The following is a 17,578-nucleotide window of genomic DNA, read 5'->3' as shown; positions in this document are numbered from 1 at the left end:
ATGAACGCCGTCTCGTCCGTCGCCCCACAGCCGATCACCGATCCGGAGGTCAAAGCCGCGCTCGATCTTGCAGTCGAGCAGATCGGGCGCAACCTCCCCCAATTCACCCATGCCTCGCAGAACCATTCGAGCATCGGAAATTTCTATCCCGCGGTGGCGAACGACCAATGGACCGCCGGTTTCTGGCCCGGCGAGCTGTGGCTCGCTTTCGAGCATAGCGGCGAGGCGGTTTTCCGCGATGCCGCGCAGATCCAGGTCCAGTCGTTCCTGCATCGGATCGTGAACCGCATCGAGACCGATCATCACGACATGGGCTTTCTCTATTCGCCCTCCTGCATCGCCGCCTGGAAGCTCGTCGGAGATGAAGACGGCCGCAGGGCCGCCATCCTGGCCGCCGACCAGCTGATCGAGCGTTTCCAGCCCATCGGCCAGTTCATCCAGGCCTGGGGCCGCAAGGGGGTGGCGGAAGAATACCGCTACATCATCGACTGCCTCTTGAACCTGCCGCTTCTCTACTGGGCAAGCCGCGAGACCGGCGATCCGAAATACCGCGAGATCGCGCTCATTCACGCCCGCACAACGCTTGCCAACTCGGTGCGGCCGGATGACTCTACCTATCACACCTTCTACATGGACCCGATCACCGGAGCGCCGGTGCGCGGCGCCACCAAACAGGGTTACAAAGACGATAGCGCCTGGGCGCGCGGACAGGCCTGGGCAATCGCTGGAATGGCCTTGTCCTATCGCTATGAACGGCTCGAGGAATATCGCCAAACCTTCGACCGGCTGCTCGCCTTCTATCTCAAACGGCTCCCGGCCGACATGGTGCCTTATTGGGACCTCGTCTTTTCGGACGGCGACGGCGAGCCGCGCGACAGTTCGTCGGCATCGATCACCGCTTGCGGCCTTCTGGAAATGGCCGATCTCGTCGAGCCGGAACCGGCAACACGCTATCGCACGCTGGCGCGGCGCATGATGAAGAGCCTTGCGGAACACTATGCGGTCAAGGACCCCACGATCTCGAACGGCCTGGTGCTGCACGCCACCTATTCGAAGAAATCGCCGTTCAACACCTGCCGCGGCGAGGGCGTCGATGAATGCGTCTCCTGGGGAGATTATTATTACATGGAAGCTTTGACGCGCCTTTCGCGCAACTGGTCTTCCTATTGGTGAATTCAGGAGAACTCGATGGCCAGCATTTCGCTTAAAGAGCTGAACAAGAGCTACGGTGCGCTCACCGTCGTCCACGACATCGACCTTGAGATCGCAGACAAGGAATTCATCATTCTGGTCGGCCCGTCGGGCTGCGGCAAATCGACGACGCTACGGATGATCGCCGGCCTCGAGGAAATATCGGGAGGAGAGCTCAAGATCGGCGGCGACGTCATGAACGACGTCCCTTCCAAGGATCGGGATATCGCGATGGTGTTCCAGAATTATGCGCTCTATCCGCATATGACCGTCTACAAGAACATGGCTTTCGGGTTGCAGCTCAGGAAGGTGTCGCGCGACTTCATCGATGCCCAGGTGCAGGACGCCGCCAGGATCCTCGACATCAGCCATCTCCTGAACCGCAAGCCGAAGGCGCTTTCGGGCGGGCAGCGCCAGCGCGTCGCGCTCGGCCGCGCCATGGTGCGCAATCCGGCCGTCTTCCTTCTCGACGAGCCGCTTTCCAATCTCGACGCCAAGCTGCGCGGCACGATGCGCTCGGAAATCACCAAGCTGCACAAGCGCCTCAACGCCACCTTCATCTACGTCACCCATGACCAGGTCGAGGCTATGACCATGGCGGACCGGATCGTCGTCATGAAGGACGGGCACATCCAGCAGGTGGATACGCCGCAGAACCTCTATGACCGCCCCGTCAACATGTTCGTTGCCGGCTTCATCGGCGCGCCGCAGATGAACATGCTGCCCTCGACCATTCTGCGCCGGGGCGACAGCTACGTCGCCGTCTTCGACGGCCGGGAACTGCCGCTGCCTGCCCATTTCGACAAAAGCAGGATCGCCCCCTACGAGGGCCGCGAACTGGTGCTTGGCATCCGTCCGGAGAATTTCCACGAGCTGCCGCCGGCCGACATCGCGCCCGAGAACCTGGCGCCTCTCAAGGCGGTCGTCGAACTTGCCGAACCGATGGGATCGGAAGTGCACCTGAACATGGTAGCAGGCGGTCGCAATCTGATCGCCCGCGTCTCGCCGCGCTACCGGCCTGATATCGGCGAGGAGGCGGTGCTGGTCGCCGATATGACCAATGCGCAGTTGTTCGACAATGAAACGGAACGCTCGATTCTATACTGAGACGCCTGCGGGAGACGGCTATGCAGTGGTTGCGGGACATGTGGACGAGGGAGGGACCGGGCATTCCGAAGGATGCGCCGAAGAGGACCGGCCTTGCCCTGTTCGCCGAGATCCTCGTCCGTGAATGGTGGGAGATGGTCAAGCTGAACATCCTCTTCATCCTGGCTGGCCTCTTCGTCGTGACGCTGCCGGCAGCGCTCGCCGCCATGGCCCGGGTCTCGGTGGCCCTCGTGGAAGATCGCAACACCTATCTGCTGCGCGACTTCACGGAAGCCTTTCTGCGCTACTTCTGGCGCGCCACCGGCTGGGGCCTGGCGCTGGCGGGCGCTCTCGCAGTCTGCCTCTATGCGATCGCCACCTATGGCGCCGGCGCACGCGACAATCTGTTGCTGAGCGCACCGCTGACGATCGCCCTCGTCGCCACCGCCTTCGTTGCGGTCCTCGCCTGCCATCTCTTCGTTTTGATGGTGATGCGCGATCTGCCGGCTCTGAGGCTGCTGCGCCTCGCCGCCCTCGCCTCCATTGTCCGTCCTTTCCCGGCGCTCGCCGCACTCGCCTTTGCCGCCAGCCTCTGGCTGGCGCACATCCTCTTCTATCCGGTTTCGGTGTTCATGCCGGCAACCTTCAATTTTTCACTCGGAATGTTCGCCGTCGCATTCGGCGTCCATCGGGCGGCGGTGACGGTTCTAGACCTGCCAAACGAAACACGGCCGCACCGCGAACCGCATAGACGAGACGCTTCATAAAATAACTGATCCAGAGATGATCCAGGGAAGGAGAACGGGAATGTATTTGGATAAATTCGGGGGGACGGTGAAACTTGCCGTGGCAGGATTCACCTTGGCGGCGATGACGACCGGGGCAGCGTTTGCCCAGGACGCCGTGACGCTCAAATGGGCTTTGTGGGATTGGGACAAGACCGCCTATTACAAGCCTCTGATCGAGGCCTATCAGGCCAAACACCCCAACGTGAAGTTCGAGCCGATGGACCTCGGCTCGCAAGACTATCAGCAGATGATCTCGACGCAGCTGACCGGCGGCTCCAAGGACATCGACATCGTCACCATCAAGGATGTGCCGGGCTACACCAATCTGGTGCGCGCCGGTAACATCGCCGATCTCAGCGGCTTCGTTAAGGATCAGAAGATCGACTCGGCTCCCTTTGGCGGCCTGATCGAGGAACTGACCATCGATGGCAAGATCTACTCCCTGCCGTTCCGCTCCGACTTCTGGGTCGTCTATTACAACAAGGATATATTCGACAAAGCAGGCGTCCCCTACCCCACCAATGACATGACCTGGGCGCAGTTCGACGAGACCGCCGAGAAGCTTTCGGGCGGCATGGGCACCAACAAGACCTATGGCGCGCTTCTGCATACCTGGCGGTCAACCGTTCAATTGCCTGCCATCCTCGACGGAAAACACACGCTTGTCGACGGCGACTACGGCTTCCTGAAGCCCTGGTACGAGAGGGCGCTGACCCTGCAGAAGGATGGCGCGATTCCCTCCTATGCCTTCCTGAAGACGTCGAACACACATTATTCGGCGCTCTTCTTCAATGGCACGATCGGCATGCTGCCGATGGGAACCTGGTTCGTCGGCACCCAGATCACCAAGGTGAAATCGGGTGAATCGAAGAGCAGGAACTGGGGCATCGTCAAGTTCCCGCATCCCGACGGTGTGGCAACCGGCACGACCGCTGCGCAGATTTCCGGCCTGGCGGTCAACGCCAATTCCGACCACAAGGATGCCGCGCTCGATTTCATCAAGTTTGTCACCGGTCCTGAGGGCGCAGCAGTTATCGCGTCGACGGGCACCTTCCCTGCGCTCAAGACGGATGATGTCAGCGCCAAGATCGCGGCAACACCCGGATTTCCTGAGGATGCGGCCAGCAAGGAGGCGCTGAAGCCGTCGAAAACCTATCTGGAGATGGCGGTCAACCCGAACGCCGCCAAGATCGAGGTCGTGCTCAACCGGGTGCATGACGCGATCATGACTGACAGCACCTCCGTCGATGACGGGCTGAAGGAAATGACCGAAGGCGTGAAGGCGATCAAGTAGGCGTCCAGAAATGTCGACGGCCGCGGGCAATATCTGCCCGCGGCCGATCCTGTTTTCCGTGAATTTCGAGCCTGACAATGATATATCATCCCGCCCGGGCCAATCCGCTTTTCGGCAATCCCCTGAAGACACGCGACGACCTCGCCAAGGCCGTCACCGATCTCTTCGAGCCGCTGCTGCCGTATTTTTCCGAAGGCGGCGCCCGTGTGCGCCTCGGCGCAGCCGGCGCGATCTTCGATCGGGCGGCGGCGGATCTGGAGGGATTTGCGCGGCCGCTCTGGGGGATCGTTCCGCTCGTTGCCGGCGGCGGCGCGTTCCCGCATTGGGATCTCTATCGCCGCGGGCTGGCAAACGGCACCAATCCTGCTCATCCCGAATATTGGGGCGATCTTGCCGATCGCAATCAGCGGCTGGTCGAGCTCGCCGCGGTCGGCTTCGCCCTGGCGCTTGTGCCCGAGCACATCTGGGAACCGCTCAACGACAGCGAGAAGAAGACGGTCGCTGCCTATCTTCTTCGAGCGCGCGAGTTGGAATTCATCGACAATAACTGGAAATTCTTCCGTGTGCTCATCGATCTCGGGTTGGAACGCGTGGGCGTGGCGTTCGATCACTGGAAAACCCTCGCCTATCTCGACGAACTGGAGGCCTTCGACCTCGGAGAAGGCTGGTATCGCGACGGGCCGGTTCGGCGGGTCGATCATTACATTCCCTTTGCCATGCATTTCTACGGAATGATCTATGCCGTCCTGGCCAAGGGCGACGAGGCGCGCAAGGATCGCTTCCGCGATCGCGCCGAGATCTTCGCCAGCGATATCCGCCACTGGTTCGGCCCGGATGGGGCAGCCCTTGCCTTCGGCCGCAGCCAGACCTACCGCTTCGCGGCGGGAGGTTTCTGGGGCGCGCTTGCCTTTGCCGGTGTCGAAGCCCTGCCCTGGGCCGAGATCAAGGGCTATTACATGCGCCATATCCGCTGGTGGGCGGCGATGCCGATTGCCGATCGCGACGGCGTTCTTTCGGTCGGCTATGGCTATCCGAACCTCTTCATGAGCGAGAGCTACAACTCTCCCGGCTCGCCCTATTGGGCGCTGAAATTCTTCCTGCCGCTCGCCCTTCCGGGGGATCATCCCTTCTGGGCGGCCGAGGAGGCGTCGCAGCCGGAATTTCCGGAGCCGGTTGCGTTGAAGCCGGCGGGAATGGTCGCCATGCACACGCCGGGAAACGTGGTCGTGCTCTCCTCAGGGCAGCAGCACGACAAGATGCTCGGTGCAAACGAGAAATATTCGAAATTCGTCTATTCCACCCGCTACGCCTTCAACGTCGAAGCCGACGACCGGAATTTCTCCGCCGCAAGCTTCGACGGCATGCTCGGCCTCTCCGACGACGGCGTCCATTTCCGCATGCGCGAAACCCTCGAAGAGGCGTTGATCGCAGGCGACCTGCTCTATTCGCGCTGGCGCCCCTGGAGCGATGTCACTATCGAAACCTGGCTGCTTCCTGAAAATCCGTGGCACATCCGCATTCACCGCATCGCCACGCCACGCACACTCAGCACCATCGAGGGCGGTTTTGCGATCGAGCGCGCGGATTTCAATGCCGACCGCTCCGATGCAAGGGATGGCCGGGCTGTCTGGTACGGGCAGACCGACGTCAGCGCCATCGTCGATCTATCGCCCAATCCAAGGGCCGGCCATGCGATGAGCCCGATCCCGAACACCAATCTCATCCACGCCAAGACCCTACTGCCGCAGCTGCGCGGCAACATCGGCGCAGGCACCATCGTGCTGGTGACCGCCGCGATGGCCCTGCCCAGCCGTGAGAACTGGGCAAAAGCGCTCGATAATCCGCCAGCCCGTCCCCGCCTCGACGAGGTAGAGCGGCTCTTCCGCGAGAAAGGCGTACAGGTGCCGGCATTCGCCCTCGGGATGTAGCTTGGAGGCACCGGCTTCCGGGTTTCGACCGCGGGCCAGACGGTTGATTATCGTGCGGTGAACTCGAACCGGTATGCTTCACCAATGCGCTGCGCCAGCTGGGCCATTTGATCGTCAGGGATCTGCAGAACCCCGTGCTCCGCCATCAGTGCATGGTATTGCTGCTTTTCAAGAGGCACACCTGAGGGCAAGGGAACGACATGAAAATGCAGGTGGCTGTTGGCTTGTTGGCTGCCGAGCGAAAGCACATAAATTCGCTCGGCGTCGAACACACTTTTGAGGGCGCGCGACAAGACATGCACCTTCTCCTGAAGTCGAAGATATTCATCCGTCGACATGTCCCGCGCCAGATCCTCACGGTGCTCCTTCGGACAGACGAGGCAATAGCCCGGTAGAGTGGGATATTTGCTCAGGAAAATGATCGTCTCGTGGTCTTCAAAAACGCGATGATGATAGAAGGCCGGGTCGTTCCTGACCAAGCTGCAGATAAAGCATGGTGTTGTTCCGATGTCGTGCACATAGGCCTCGAGATCAAATGGTTGGCGTTCGATGATTCTGAACCTCTCCAATGGCGGTCGCAAACTTCCGGAATTTTGGCGCGGCAACCCGGCTGAAGAACATAATATTTTCGGATTACTCAATAGTTATATTTACATCTTCAACTAATGAATAAGAAAAACCCACTCTTCACAACATTGCTGTAATGAAATCCGGCAAAGCGCAGCAGCATACTCAGCTTTCAGTTTCCGAAATCTTGGGAGGAGGACGCAATGCCTACCATAATGATCTGTCACGACGTTAACGACACGAAACACTGGCTCGCTTCACCAATCCGCAAACAAGTATTGGAACCCAACGGCGTCACGAACATTCGCACGTTTACGGACCCTCAAAACTCCAACCGCGTCGGCTTGGTCATGGACGTTGCAGACATGGAAAAGTTGATGGCCTTCATGCAGACCAAGGCAGCGGCAGATGCGATGGCGAGTGATGGCGTCTTGCCCGAAACCATGATGTTCCTCGTTCAATCGTAACACACGTCTTAACGAGTCTTGGAAATGCAACGCGGGAGGATGACATGACGACATTATTCGTGCGGCACGAGGTCTCCGACTACGCCGCTTGGCGCAAGATATATGATACCTTTTCGCCGGTGCAGAAGGCCAATGGGGTGACGGCGCAGGCCGTTTATCGAGCAATCGACAACCCGAACGATATTACCGTCACCCACGAGTTCGCCACGCTTGAAGCGGCGCAAGCATTCAGCAAGCTGGACGAATTGAAGACGGCGATGCGCACGGGAGGCGTGCTCGGCGCGCCGACGGTGTGGTTTACCAACAAGGCGTGACCGCTCTCAGTGCATGACATGCAGGCGGGTAGTGTGCGCTCGGCCGATTGCCGACCTTGATGGCAATGGCTAGCGACTGCAAATTTGTCCGAGTTCCTATTATCCGCTCCTGATGTCGCGCAAGAGATCCAGGCCGCGCTGGTATTTTTCCGTTTTCTTGCCGCTCTGTTCGGCCTGCCGGAGATTGTCTTCAAGATCGGCCTGTTTGACGGACAGGGCCAGCGGGTTTGATGCCGCACGTCTGACGAAGTCGTCATCCGGCTCATCTGGCCGCCGTGTCAAAGCATTCACCGCGGAGATGATCGCCGGCGGAAAGCCTTCTTCTCTCAGCCTGTCGAGCGTCCACCCGCTGCCCTTCTCGACCACATCATGAATGTAGGCGACCGTTCGTGTCTCGTCGCCGGAAACCAGAAGCGCTACCCGCTGGCAGTGCTCGAAGAATGGCCGGCCGGTCTTGTCCGCCTGGCCTTTATGGGCCGTAAGAGCGATCTGGATGGCATGGTCGAGATGCTGCATGGCGATCACGGCCCTTCGGTCTTCTTCACTTTCCGCCGGAAAGGCTTTTCGCCCGTCGTCATCTCGACGTCAGGGACCGGAGCCACGGCTGTTTGAACCGGCCTCGCTCGTGGCCGATCGAAGTCGCCGCTCTCACCGGCGCCTTGAAGCAGCGCCGCATCGTCCCTGTCGTCTTCATCGAGCAGGTCCTGCAGCGTCTCATGCTCATCCTCGCCGGCCAGTTCGTCGCAGGCTTGCAGCCAATGGCGCTCGTCAGCGCCATCGGGGTGGCCCTCGGCCTCCCAGATTTCGTAGGCGCGCTGGCGTATCTGCTCGTGCTTGTCTATGGCCATGATCTCCTCCAAGCGCATTAGGATGAGCCCTCCGAAGAGCGGCCCGGCCGCCTTTCAGGGCGTGTTGATGGTTGGAAGAAAATCCTCCACCTGTTTGCGTTGATCCTTTGGAAGCGTCTCCACCCGTTCCTTCCAGAACCGTTCGGCCTCCGGCGGGTCCTCATCCCATTGGCGGACATCGGTGATATTGTCGTCGATCTTGGAGCGGCGGTGGCCGCCGAGCCTGAGATATTCCCTTGCAAGCTTCAGGCTTGGGGTTTCCGTGCCGCTATTGCGATCTAATGCCGTCCTCGCGTTGCGCCGGGCAGTTTCCAATGCCCTTTTGCGATCGGTCTCGGCCCGTTCTGTATCGGCGGACCGCGCGTCGTCTGTGCCGCTCTCAGGCGGCACGCTGGATTTGAAAGTCGTCATGGATCACCTTTCGATATTGTGATCCAATAACCTTCGCAGGCAGTGAGAGTTCCGCGTGAGTGGTGATTGATTTGAGCGGGCGATCCAGGCGGGGCCACGCCGCCGGCAGTCAATGGACAGCCATGCTCACCATCCGATAGGGGTGCACGGCTTCGAATTGCGAGATCATCGCCGCTGCCTGCTGCAATACCAACTCGGCATTCTCAGGATCGTCACGGGCGAGTTCATCGGCATTGACGCGGATCGCTTCAGCCATGTTGTTGGAGAGTGCCGCAAAATGCGTATTTCCTTCGACAAAGGCCTCGCGCGCCGTGTCCTCCAGCGTACGAGCGATATCGACGAGGATTTCCTCGCGTTCCTCGATACTGAGGTCTTTGATGATATTGGTCTTCTCTTCCATGTCACTCACTCCAAAAAGACGTGGGACGATGACCGAGCTTAAGAAAGCCTCGATCACCAAAGATTTGGGAATGCCGAAATCCGGATTCAAGCCTCAATCCTGCTCGAACTCGCCTCCGGCACCACGCCGTCGCCTTCATTATTCGAACGCGGGCGCCGATTTTCTGTTCCCTGCCGAGCGTTGGCACTCACCGGCAGAGAGTGCCAATTTTTCTTCCATCACCTCTTGAATTGTAGAATCATCGAACCAAATCATTCTCGCAAGGCGCGCGCGCGAGCACCCGCCCGCATTGGTCAGTCGGTCCGGTTAGAACAGGATGACTTTAGGCCTGCTCGGCCTAAAATCTGAATCCTGTTCTAATCTAAGAGTTAGAGCTTGATGTCGTCCGAAAACCGCGCACACTTTTCGGCATCATTCTCCAAGGGAACAACGTCATCACTGTTTGTCGATGGAGGAAAGACATGTCGTTCCGACCGCTTCATGACCGCATTCTCGTCCACCGGGTCGATTCAGAGGAAAAGACCAAGGGCGGCATCATCATTCCCGACACCGCCAAGGAAAAACCGCAGGAAGGCGAGGTCATCGCCGTTGGCCCTGGCGCGCGCAACGACGCCGGCCAGATCCAGGCGCTCGACGTCAAGCCCGGCGATCGCATCCTGTTCGGCAAATGGTCGGGCACCGAGATCAAGATCAATGGCGAAGACCTGCTGATCATGAAGGAAAGCGACGTGATGGGCATCATCGAACCGCAAGGTGAAAAGAAGCAGGCCGCCTGAGATCTGCGGACATCAGTCAAGGCCGGAGCGCTTCAGCTTTTCATGGAAACGCAGAATCGCTCCAACCTTTAATTTCTGACGCAATCCGAAAGGAATCCGCGTCGTACTTTTCCTGGAACTCTGGCCGCCTATGAAGGAGTGAGGACATGGCTGCTAAAGAAATCAAATTCAGCACCGAAGCCCGCGAGAAGATGCTGCGTGGCGTCGACATCCTGGCCAACGCCGTGAAGGCGACCCTCGGCCCGAAAGGCCGCAACGTCGTGATCGAACGATCTTTCGGCGCCCCGCGCATCACCAAGGACGGCGTTTCGGTTGCCAAGGAAATCGAACTCGAAGACAAGTTCGAGAACATGGGCGCCCAGATGGTCCGCGAAGTCGCCTCGAAGACCAGCGACATCGCCGGCGACGGCACCACGACGGCAACGGTACTGGCCCAGGCGATCGTCAAGGAGGGCGCCAAGGCGGTTACCTCAGGCATGAACCCGATGGACCTGAAACGCGGCATCGATCTTGCGGTCGGCGCCATCGTCGCGGAACTGAAGGCCAATGCCCGAAAGATCTCCAACAATTCCGAAATCGCCCAGGTCGGCACGATCTCCGCCAATGGCGATGCCGAAATCGGCCGCTTTTTGGCGGAAGCCATGGAAAGGGTCGGCAATGATGGCGTCATCACCGTTGAAGAAGCCAAGACCGCCGAAACGGAACTCGAAGTCGTCGAAGGCATGCAGTTCGACCGCGGCTATCTCAGCCCCTACTTCGTCACCAATGCCGACAAGATGCGGGTCGAGTTTGAAGACCCTTATATCCTCATCCATGAGAAGAAGCTCTCGAACCTGCAGCCGATGCTGCCGGTTCTCGAAGCTGTCGTCCAATCCAGCAAGCCGCTGCTCATCATCGCTGAAGACGTCGAAGGCGAAGCCCTGGCAACGCTCGTCGTCAACAAGCTGCGCGGCGGCCTGAAGATCGCCGCCGTCAAGGCTCCTGGCTTCGGTGACCGCCGCAAGGCAATGCTCGAAGACATCGCCATCCTGACCGCCGGCACCGTCATCTCCGAAGATCTCGGCATCAAGCTCGAATCCGTCACGCTCGATATGCTCGGCCGGGCCAAGAAGGTTTCGATCGAGAAGGAAAACACCACGATCGTCGATGGGTCAGGCGCCAAGTCCGACATCGAAGGCCGCGTTGCCCAGATCAGGGCCCAGATCGAAGAAACCACGTCGGACTATGACCGCGAGAAGCTGCAGGAACGTCTTGCCAAGCTCGCCGGCGGCGTTGCCGTCATCCGTGTCGGCGGCTCGACGGAAGTCGAAGTGAAGGAAAAGAAGGACCGCGTCGACGACGCGCTTCATGCAACCCGCGCTGCCGTTCAGGAAGGCATTCTGCCTGGTGGCGGCGTGGCGCTGCTGCGCGCCGTCAAGGCGCTCGACAATGTCAAAACCGCCAATGGCGACCAGCGCGTCGGCGTCGACATCGTTCGCCGCGCAGTCGAGGCACCGGCTCGCCAGATCGCCGAAAACGCCGGAGCGGAAGGCTCGGTCATCGTCGGCAAGCTGCGCGAGAAAAGCGAGTTCTCCTACGGCTGGAACGCTCAGACGGGCGAATATGGCGACCTCTATGCGCAGGGCGTCATCGATCCGGCCAAGGTGGTTCGCACCGCGCTGCAGGATGCGGCCTCCATCGCCGGTCTTCTCGTCACGACGGAAGCTATGATCGCCGAGAAACCCAAGAAGGACGCGCCACCGCCAATGCCCGCCGGCCCCGGTATGGACTTCTAAGGCGCTTGCCGGCCCGCCGGCCTCGCTGGGCGGGCCTTATCTGAGGGAATAGAGATGGTTCAAACGATCAAAACCCGATCGCAGGCACCGCTGGACTCCCGCGATCTCGAAATCTGCCAGCGGGTCTTCGACAAGATCAGATCCGAGTACCAGCTGGAAAAGGACAGCGACGAAGCCGAACGAACGGCGAGCATCATCATCGAGCTTTACCGGCAGGGCGTGCGTGACCCCGATCACCTGCAGTCGATGGTCGAGGCGGCCCGCGGCCTCTTCGAAACGAGCGAACGGTAGGAAATGCCGCGCCTGCGTAGTAAGCCGCGCGGAACAGAGATGTGATGGTGTTAGCGCGGATGCCCTCCGGAGGATTTACCCCGAAGAACGGTCATCTGCTCCTGCTGCACTTCATTTTCATCGTTCAAAATGGCTCGCCAAAGCCTGTTGCCGAGGCGAAGCGACACCCGTTTCGTCCCCTCGTGTTCAGCCGTGCCGATTTCCACGGAGCTGACGACGGAGCCATGGCGAATGTGGCGGCGAAGATCGGCGAGCGACAGCCCAAACCGCTGCGCCAGTTCGGATGATTCCAGGATGAAATCACCATTTGAATCGCGCTCGATCAGCACCGACTTTTTCTCCAGCTTCGTCCCACGCCGACCGCTCAGGCCACCGCCGGAATTGCATTGTCTTCCTTTGGCAGCAGCCGCGCTACTGCGCTCAGCAGATCCGTTTGCGATATCAGGCCGAGGATGCGGTAATCGTCGTCGACGATGATGACGGCATGCGTGCGGCCGTCCGTCAGAACGGGCAATAGCGACAGAGCGGCATCGGAAGGTCTGGCCACCGCCGGCCTCGAGATCGCATGCGCGATGGTCTCGGTGCTCATCGACAATTCCCGCAAGCCGACAGCGCCGACGAGGCGGCCTTCGGGGTCCTTAACCGGCAGCGTGCGGATATTATGCTTCAAGAGCAGATGCCGTGCGGCATCCGGTTCCGAAGCTTCGCCAATGGCGATCACGTCACGCGACATGATATCGGCACAGCTGATCTTGTCGGTTGAGCGGATCGCCGCTTGCAACTCAACCTGCTGCAGCAGCCGGCCGAGGTCTGCCCGGTCGATATCGAAGGTTTCGTCAAGCGCTTCGAGGGCCGCGTCGACATCCTCCTCGCGAAAACCCACCCGCACCGCCGATGGCAGGTCGATCGTCTGATGGGTGTTCTCCACGGGTTTCGGAACGACGTGCGGATAATTCCGCTTGGAAAGCTTGTGGAACAGCAGGCCAAGGCCGACGAGAATGCAGGAGTTCAAGGCGACGGGCACGAAGGGAAAGAGAAATCCCCAACCGGCAACGACAGGGCCGCCGAGCACGGCGGTCAGTGCGGCGGCGCCTCCTGGCGGATGAAGGCACCGCGTGAAGGACATCGCGCCGATGGCAAGCGAAACGCCGACACCGGTCGCGATGATCGGATCACGAATGAAATAGGCGGCAATGATCCCCATCAGAGCGGAAATCGTATTGCCGCCGATGATCGACCATGGCTGCGCCAGCGGGCTTGCAGGCACCGCGAAAAGAAGCACTGCGGACGCCCCCATCGGCGCGACGATCAAGGGAAGATGCGGCCCCTGCCCGAACAGATAGCCGCTGATGACGCCGGTGAAACCAATGGCCAGCAAAGCGCCGAGACATGCAATCAATCGCTCTCGTAGAGTCGCTCCCGCCAATATGGGTGAGAACAAACGGAAGCGGCGGAGGCGGCTCGATCCCACCTTCGGGGAAACGGGATACTGCATGACAAGACCAATTTTAAGCGAGGATTATCTGGCGGCGAAGGAGAGGGGCGTGCGAACTAGTTTGTTGTCAGCCTGACATCTCTGCCCTTTGTCGCGCTGAGAACTTCGTGGAACGCGTTGAACGCGCTGGGGCGATCATTCTTGCGATAGACGAGCAGCGTCTCGACAGCACCGAGCTGATGGGTCTGGACCGGTGTCGGCCAGTGCATGAGGTCAAGGACCGATCGGGGCATGACACCCGCCGTGTTCCCGGTCGCAACGCTCGCCAGGATCGCGTGGTATGAACCGAGTTCGCTCGTCGGCAGCGCGCTCGATTTACGCGCCCAGTTTTCGGCGATCCTGCGATAGGTGCAGCCAGGCTCCAAAGCGGCGAGCGACCCGACACGCAGGTCGGCGGCGGATTTGATGGAGGGATGCCCGGATGGCAACACGATCAACAGGTCTTCGACGAAGGTCAGCTCCATTTCGAGCGCCTTGAGTTCGGCATCGAAGCTCGAGTCTTCCTCGCGCATCGTCTTCGGCAGGCGGGCAATCAGCGCACAATCCAGCGCATCAGAGAGAACATCGCGGGTCAGATCGCGGGACGCCCCCATCGTCAGCTGAAGCGACACATCGGGCCACATCTGATTGAATTGCATCAGCGCCGCCGGCAGCCTGCTTGCCGCCGTGCTCTCCATAGTGCCGACCCGCAACGTCCCCGATGGGGCGAGAGGCCGCACGGCCTGGCGCGCTTCGAGCGCAAGCGCCATAAGCCGGTTGGCATAGGCGAAAAACGTCTCCCCCTCCCGCGTCAACGTCATCTTCTTGCCATCACGGCTGAAGAGGGAAACGCCGAGGTCCTCCTCCAGTTGCTGGATGCGCGTCGTCACATTCGATGGCACCCGCCCTACGGCCTTGGCAGCCTTCGTCACGCTGCGGTCGCTGACAACGGCGAGGAATATCTCGATCGATGAAAGGTCCAATGAAAAGATCTCGTTTCCGGAATTAAGACGACAGATAATTCTCTATATAAAAATCATTGCTCCAGCTCAAGCCGGTTTCGGCATTGGACGAGAAACATGAGCCCAAGCAGACGAGCGATTGCCGAAAAAAGGGTCGCGACGCCGAGGAAATAGCCATGCAAGCCGCGACATTGCCTCTATCGGACGACGTTTTGAGGGTTTGAGGCTGGCATGAGGTTTGCATGCATAGGGCTATCTGCGGATCGATCGGCGACGTCCTATGTTGCAACTTGTCTTGACCTGTCTTCTTCTGAGCGTCGCTTCAGGCTTGAGCATGCGCCGTTTTTTAATGCCGTACTTCCCAGGCGGCGATCTCGCCCAGAAATCCGCCCCCGTGACCATCGTCGCCAACGCCGTCTTTCTGGCAGCAATCGCTTTCACCGTCTCCGATCAGGAGCTTTGGGCAAAATCCGTCATCCTGATGCTCGGCCTTGCGCTGGCGGCGATGTTCGACGATGCGAGACCCAGGCTGACAATCGCCCTCTCCGCCGTCAGTTTGGCGGCCTATCTCGGGCTACGTGCGATCACCTGAGGCATCCCGCTTTCACGGGATAATGCAGTCCTGTTGGCGGTACCGAAGCCCTTATCGAGACGCTGCATCCAGAGACGAAAGTCATTCGTCAGCAGCACCACATCGTACAGCCATTCCGTGCGCAAAAGCTCCCAACGACTTGCTTCCGCATTCTCGAGCAAGGCGTGAACTCTTTGCCGCAGTTTTTCGAAAGCCTCATCACGAGGGAAGGGCGTGGGGCAGCGCGTTGCGGGATGAAGTCGGTTTTCCATAAAGCTCGCTCCTCGACAATCGGGCGATCTTGATAATATCGTATTACGACCTATTATCAAGATAACCTGAGTGAGAGCGTCACGGCTTGGCGCAGAGAGAGCAATATTCCTGGATTTCCGCCACGGCGGCTGAAGCCCTCCCTCTGGCGAGAGAGATTTCAGGCCACGCGAAAAACAATCTCTATTGAAGAATAGTACCGCACTGTTATTCTCTAACGTTGAACACGGATTGAGGGGCGACGAACAGAAAAGAAACGCTCCATGAGTGACGATGCCATGAAAAACAATGCCGATGGCTTTTCCTCACCGGCCTGCTTCATTCATGAGGTTGATCCGGCTTACATGGGGCTCGAACCGGAGCCCGAAGTCGTCCGGGAGTGGCGGAAGGAACAACGCCGTCGCCTGATAGACTGCCGGACGCTGCTCGGCGCGAATGAGCGCGAGCAACGAACATCTCTTATCCGTCATCATCTGGATCGGCTGCTGCCGAAGATCGCCGGCCGCAGTGTAAGCCTCTACTGGCCGTCTCTGGGCGAGCCGGACCTCCGCGGCTGGATGCAGTCTGCGGCAGCTTGCGGCGCCACTTGCCTGTTGCCGGTGGTGACGGAAAAAAGGAAGCCCCTCAGCTTCCGCTCGTGGTGCGTCGGCGAAGAACTGACACGGGGCATCCTGAACATCCCGGTTCCGCTTCAAGGCGAAGAGCGCCGGCCCGATATCGTCATCGCCCCGGTCGTCGGATTCGATGCGCAATGTTACCGGCTCGGTTTCGGAGGCGGTTATTTCGATCGAACGCTGGCCGCTCTCCATCCCCGGCCTTTCGCGATCGGCGTTGGTTTCGACTTCCAGGAGATCGAGACCATCCGTCCTCAGGACCATGACATCCCGATGGATGCGATCGTAACCGACGTCGAAATCCGCTTTCGCAAAGGCAACGGCTCCGTTGCCGCGCGGATGTTCCAGGATTAGCCGATGATGAGGAGATGAGCGATGATCATGGACGGGAAACCGGCACGAAAGATCTGGTCGCAGTGGTATGCGTGGCATCCTGTCTTGCCGATCGATGACTCGGTGTTCTGGCTCGAGACAGTGTATCGGCGGGAAAGCCCGGAGGGTTTCTGGCAATACCGCTCGTTCCGGCCCGAACTCGAACGCCAGCAGGCTCTGACCTGCCTCCCCGTCTGTCCCGGCGCCTAATCCACGCGAAGGCCGGTTTGCGTCGGGCGCCCGTGCGGGTTTGCGTCAACCGAGTGCCTGGCTGACGAGTGCATAGGTCTTCGGCTCGGGCGCAGTTGCGCGTCCGGCAACCGGAAGCCAAGCGCCACCGAGCGACATGGTCGTCACGATATCGTAGACAGGAAGACCGCAGCGGGAGAGGAAATCGGAAAAGGCTCCGCCCTGCTCGCGTGTATCGAGGCGCAGGAACGCACCTGCGCGTTCGGCCGCATGCGGGCGGACGACGGCGATCGCGTCGGCGTCACTGCGCGCCACAACAGGACCGATGACATGGCCACGCCCGAACCGCCGGCAAAGCGAGAAAGCCTCGATCCGGCCCGCGCGGGTCAACACGATGCCCTTGGAATTCGCCATGAGCCGGGCCAACAGCAGTTTGCGATCCGTGCCGAAAGCCACACAATCCAATTCGGCGATCGCTTCCAGATCGCCAGCCTCCACTGCCCGTATTGCGGCACCGGACGGCAGCTCTACATCCGGCGGCGACATCGCTTCGCCTTGGCATTGAAAGACCAGCGCCTCCCGAACAAAGTTCAAGGACCGATAAAGGCGGCGCGCTGCGCGCGTCGCATTCAGCCCGAGGTTCCGCCCGGCGACCTGAGTAAGCGCGTGTCCCATCAGCCATTGCCCGGCGCCATTGGTTTGAAGACGCGGCGAGGTGATGACCATACCGACCGTGGCAAATTGCGCGTCATAGGGAAACCACATGGCAGAGCCCAGGATACGGCCGATTTCATCGATCGCCACGATGCCCTGGCCGAACTCCCGCAGGAACTGCCAATCCTCGCCGCGATGCGGCCAGGCGACGGTCATCGAAAGTGCGTGCAACTGGTCGAGAGCAACGCTGTCGATCCCGGCGATATGCGTCTCGAAACTATCGACGAACCTGGATTCGGATATCAGTTCACTCACTCCCGCCCTCCTGCCGCATTG

At 60.0% G+C, this 17,578-nt stretch carries 24 protein-coding genes; 14 read left to right on the top strand and 10 right to left on the bottom strand.

The window, feature by feature from the left end; all coding sequences use genetic code 11:
• The 5 genes from AC244Q_RS27630 (at position 1) to AC244Q_RS27610 (ending at position 6,287) form a co-directional block, all read left to right on the top strand.
• Positions 1-1,173, top strand: a complete 1,173-nt coding sequence (locus AC244Q_RS27630; protein WP_128406101.1) for a glycoside hydrolase family 88 protein — start codon at positions 1-3, stop codon at positions 1,171-1,173.
• 15 nt (positions 1,174-1,188) lie between these two features.
• Positions 1,189-2,298 carry an ABC transporter ATP-binding protein gene (locus tag AC244Q_RS27625; RefSeq protein ID WP_128406102.1) on the top strand — a complete coding sequence of 370 codons (1,110 nt, stop codon included), beginning with the start codon at positions 1,189-1,191 and terminating at the stop codon, positions 2,296-2,298.
• Between the two features lie 20 nt (positions 2,299-2,318).
• Positions 2,319-3,044 (top strand): DUF624 domain-containing protein, encoded by a 726-nt coding sequence (locus AC244Q_RS27620; RefSeq protein ID WP_128406103.1) that lies wholly within the window; start codon positions 2,319-2,321, stop codon positions 3,042-3,044.
• A gap of 40 nt (positions 3,045-3,084) precedes the next feature.
• Entirely contained in the window at positions 3,085-4,359 is a 1,275-nt protein-coding gene (locus AC244Q_RS27615) for an ABC transporter substrate-binding protein (RefSeq protein ID WP_128406104.1), read from the top strand.
• A gap of 77 nt (positions 4,360-4,436) precedes the next feature.
• Positions 4,437-6,287, top strand: coding sequence for a DUF2264 domain-containing protein (locus tag AC244Q_RS27610; protein WP_128406105.1), 1,851 nt, complete (start codon positions 4,437-4,439; stop codon positions 6,285-6,287).
• A 47-nt stretch (positions 6,288-6,334) separates the two neighbouring features.
• Here the strand turns inward: AC244Q_RS27610 and AC244Q_RS27605 are convergent, their stop codons facing one another.
• Positions 6,335-6,841 (bottom strand): HIT family protein, encoded by a 507-nt coding sequence (locus AC244Q_RS27605; protein WP_128406129.1) that lies wholly within the window; start codon positions 6,839-6,841, stop codon positions 6,335-6,337.
• Positions 6,842-7,057: 216 nt separating this feature from the next.
• On the opposite strand from AC244Q_RS27605, the gene AC244Q_RS27600 reads away from it, so the two are divergent.
• Both AC244Q_RS27600 and AC244Q_RS27595 read left to right on the top strand, forming a co-directional pair.
• Positions 7,058-7,321 (top strand): hypothetical protein, encoded by a 264-nt coding sequence (locus AC244Q_RS27600; RefSeq protein WP_003562866.1) that lies wholly within the window; start codon positions 7,058-7,060, stop codon positions 7,319-7,321.
• A 44-nt stretch (positions 7,322-7,365) separates the two neighbouring features.
• The gene (locus AC244Q_RS27595; RefSeq protein ID WP_003562868.1) at positions 7,366-7,635 is read left to right on the top strand and encodes a hypothetical protein; all 270 of its coding nucleotides are present in this window, start codon (positions 7,366-7,368) and stop codon (positions 7,633-7,635) included.
• A gap of 99 nt (positions 7,636-7,734) precedes the next feature.
• Here AC244Q_RS27595 and AC244Q_RS27590 read toward each other — a convergent pair whose 3' ends face one another.
• From AC244Q_RS27590 to AC244Q_RS27575, 4 genes are all read right to left on the bottom strand, one after another.
• Positions 7,735-8,151, bottom strand: a complete 417-nt coding sequence (locus AC244Q_RS27590) for an HD domain-containing protein (RefSeq protein WP_003562869.1) — start codon at positions 8,149-8,151, stop codon at positions 7,735-7,737.
• Positions 8,152-8,156: 5 nt separating this feature from the next.
• On the bottom strand, positions 8,157-8,483 hold the full coding sequence (locus tag AC244Q_RS27585; RefSeq protein WP_026157601.1) for a DUF2934 domain-containing protein: 327 nt from the start codon (positions 8,481-8,483) through the stop codon (positions 8,157-8,159).
• Positions 8,484-8,537: 54 nt separating this feature from the next.
• Entirely contained in the window at positions 8,538-8,894 is a 357-nt protein-coding gene (locus AC244Q_RS27580) for a hypothetical protein (protein ID WP_128406106.1), read from the bottom strand.
• 109 nt (positions 8,895-9,003) lie between these two features.
• Positions 9,004-9,294: a hypothetical protein gene (locus AC244Q_RS27575; RefSeq protein WP_003562874.1), complete on the bottom strand. Its 291-nt coding sequence runs from the start codon at positions 9,292-9,294 to the stop codon at positions 9,004-9,006.
• 28 nt (positions 9,295-9,322) lie between these two features.
• On the opposite strand from AC244Q_RS27575, the gene AC244Q_RS27570 reads away from it, so the two are divergent.
• The 4 genes from AC244Q_RS27570 (at position 9,323) to AC244Q_RS27555 (ending at position 12,136) form a co-directional block, all read left to right on the top strand.
• Positions 9,323-9,523 (top strand): hypothetical protein, encoded by a 201-nt coding sequence (locus AC244Q_RS27570; protein ID WP_128406107.1) that lies wholly within the window; start codon positions 9,323-9,325, stop codon positions 9,521-9,523.
• 232 nt (positions 9,524-9,755) lie between these two features.
• On the top strand, positions 9,756-10,070 hold the full coding sequence (locus AC244Q_RS27565) for a co-chaperone GroES (RefSeq protein ID WP_003562876.1): 315 nt from the start codon (positions 9,756-9,758) through the stop codon (positions 10,068-10,070).
• A 146-nt stretch (positions 10,071-10,216) separates the two neighbouring features.
• Positions 10,217-11,845, top strand: a complete 1,629-nt coding sequence (groL, locus tag AC244Q_RS27560) for a chaperonin GroEL (protein ID WP_017996378.1) — start codon at positions 10,217-10,219, stop codon at positions 11,843-11,845.
• 54 nt (positions 11,846-11,899) lie between these two features.
• The gene (locus tag AC244Q_RS27555; protein ID WP_128406108.1) at positions 11,900-12,136 is read left to right on the top strand and encodes a hypothetical protein; all 237 of its coding nucleotides are present in this window, start codon (positions 11,900-11,902) and stop codon (positions 12,134-12,136) included.
• Positions 12,137-12,186: 50 nt separating this feature from the next.
• Here the strand turns inward: AC244Q_RS27555 and AC244Q_RS27550 are convergent, their stop codons facing one another.
• From AC244Q_RS27550 to AC244Q_RS27540, 3 genes are read right to left on the bottom strand one after another with little or no spacing between them, the layout of a single operon-like run.
• The gene (locus tag AC244Q_RS27550) at positions 12,187-12,465 is read right to left on the bottom strand and encodes a DUF6522 family protein (protein ID WP_017996380.1); all 279 of its coding nucleotides are present in this window, start codon (positions 12,463-12,465) and stop codon (positions 12,187-12,189) included.
• A 35-nt stretch (positions 12,466-12,500) separates the two neighbouring features.
• A complete protein-coding gene (locus AC244Q_RS27545) occupies positions 12,501-13,631 on the bottom strand; it encodes an HPP family protein (RefSeq protein ID WP_003562881.1) in 1,131 nt (376 codons plus the stop codon).
• Positions 13,632-13,687: 56 nt separating this feature from the next.
• Entirely contained in the window at positions 13,688-14,593 is a 906-nt protein-coding gene (locus AC244Q_RS27540) for a LysR family transcriptional regulator (RefSeq protein WP_003562882.1), read from the bottom strand.
• A 259-nt stretch (positions 14,594-14,852) separates the two neighbouring features.
• Between AC244Q_RS27540 and AC244Q_RS27535 the strand changes: the two genes are divergently transcribed.
• A complete protein-coding gene (locus AC244Q_RS27535; RefSeq protein ID WP_017996382.1) occupies positions 14,853-15,164 on the top strand; it encodes a hypothetical protein in 312 nt (103 codons plus the stop codon).
• Here the strand turns inward: AC244Q_RS27535 and AC244Q_RS27530 are convergent.
• On the bottom strand, positions 15,137-15,415 hold the full coding sequence (locus tag AC244Q_RS27530; RefSeq protein ID WP_017996383.1) for a hypothetical protein: 279 nt from the start codon (positions 15,413-15,415) through the stop codon (positions 15,137-15,139). The two genes, AC244Q_RS27535 and AC244Q_RS27530, sit on opposite strands and share 28 nt — an antisense overlap.
• A gap of 261 nt (positions 15,416-15,676) precedes the next feature.
• Here AC244Q_RS27530 and AC244Q_RS27525 point away from each other — a divergent pair, with 261 nt between their 5' ends.
• Positions 15,677-16,381, top strand: coding sequence for a 5-formyltetrahydrofolate cyclo-ligase (locus AC244Q_RS27525; RefSeq protein WP_128406109.1), 705 nt, complete (start codon positions 15,677-15,679; stop codon positions 16,379-16,381).
• 21 nt (positions 16,382-16,402) lie between these two features.
• The gene (locus AC244Q_RS27520) at positions 16,403-16,609 is read left to right on the top strand and encodes a hypothetical protein (protein ID WP_003562885.1); all 207 of its coding nucleotides are present in this window, start codon (positions 16,403-16,405) and stop codon (positions 16,607-16,609) included.
• Positions 16,610-16,654: 45 nt separating this feature from the next.
• Here AC244Q_RS27520 and AC244Q_RS27515 read toward each other — a convergent pair whose 3' ends face one another.
• A complete protein-coding gene (locus AC244Q_RS27515; protein WP_012755406.1) occupies positions 16,655-17,557 on the bottom strand; it encodes a GNAT family N-acetyltransferase in 903 nt (300 codons plus the stop codon).
• Between the last annotated feature and the right edge of the window lie 21 nt (positions 17,558-17,578).

It is taken from the genome of Rhizobium sp. CB2179 (assembly GCF_057653455.1).
This window is presented reverse-complemented; position numbering and strand designations above follow the sequence as displayed.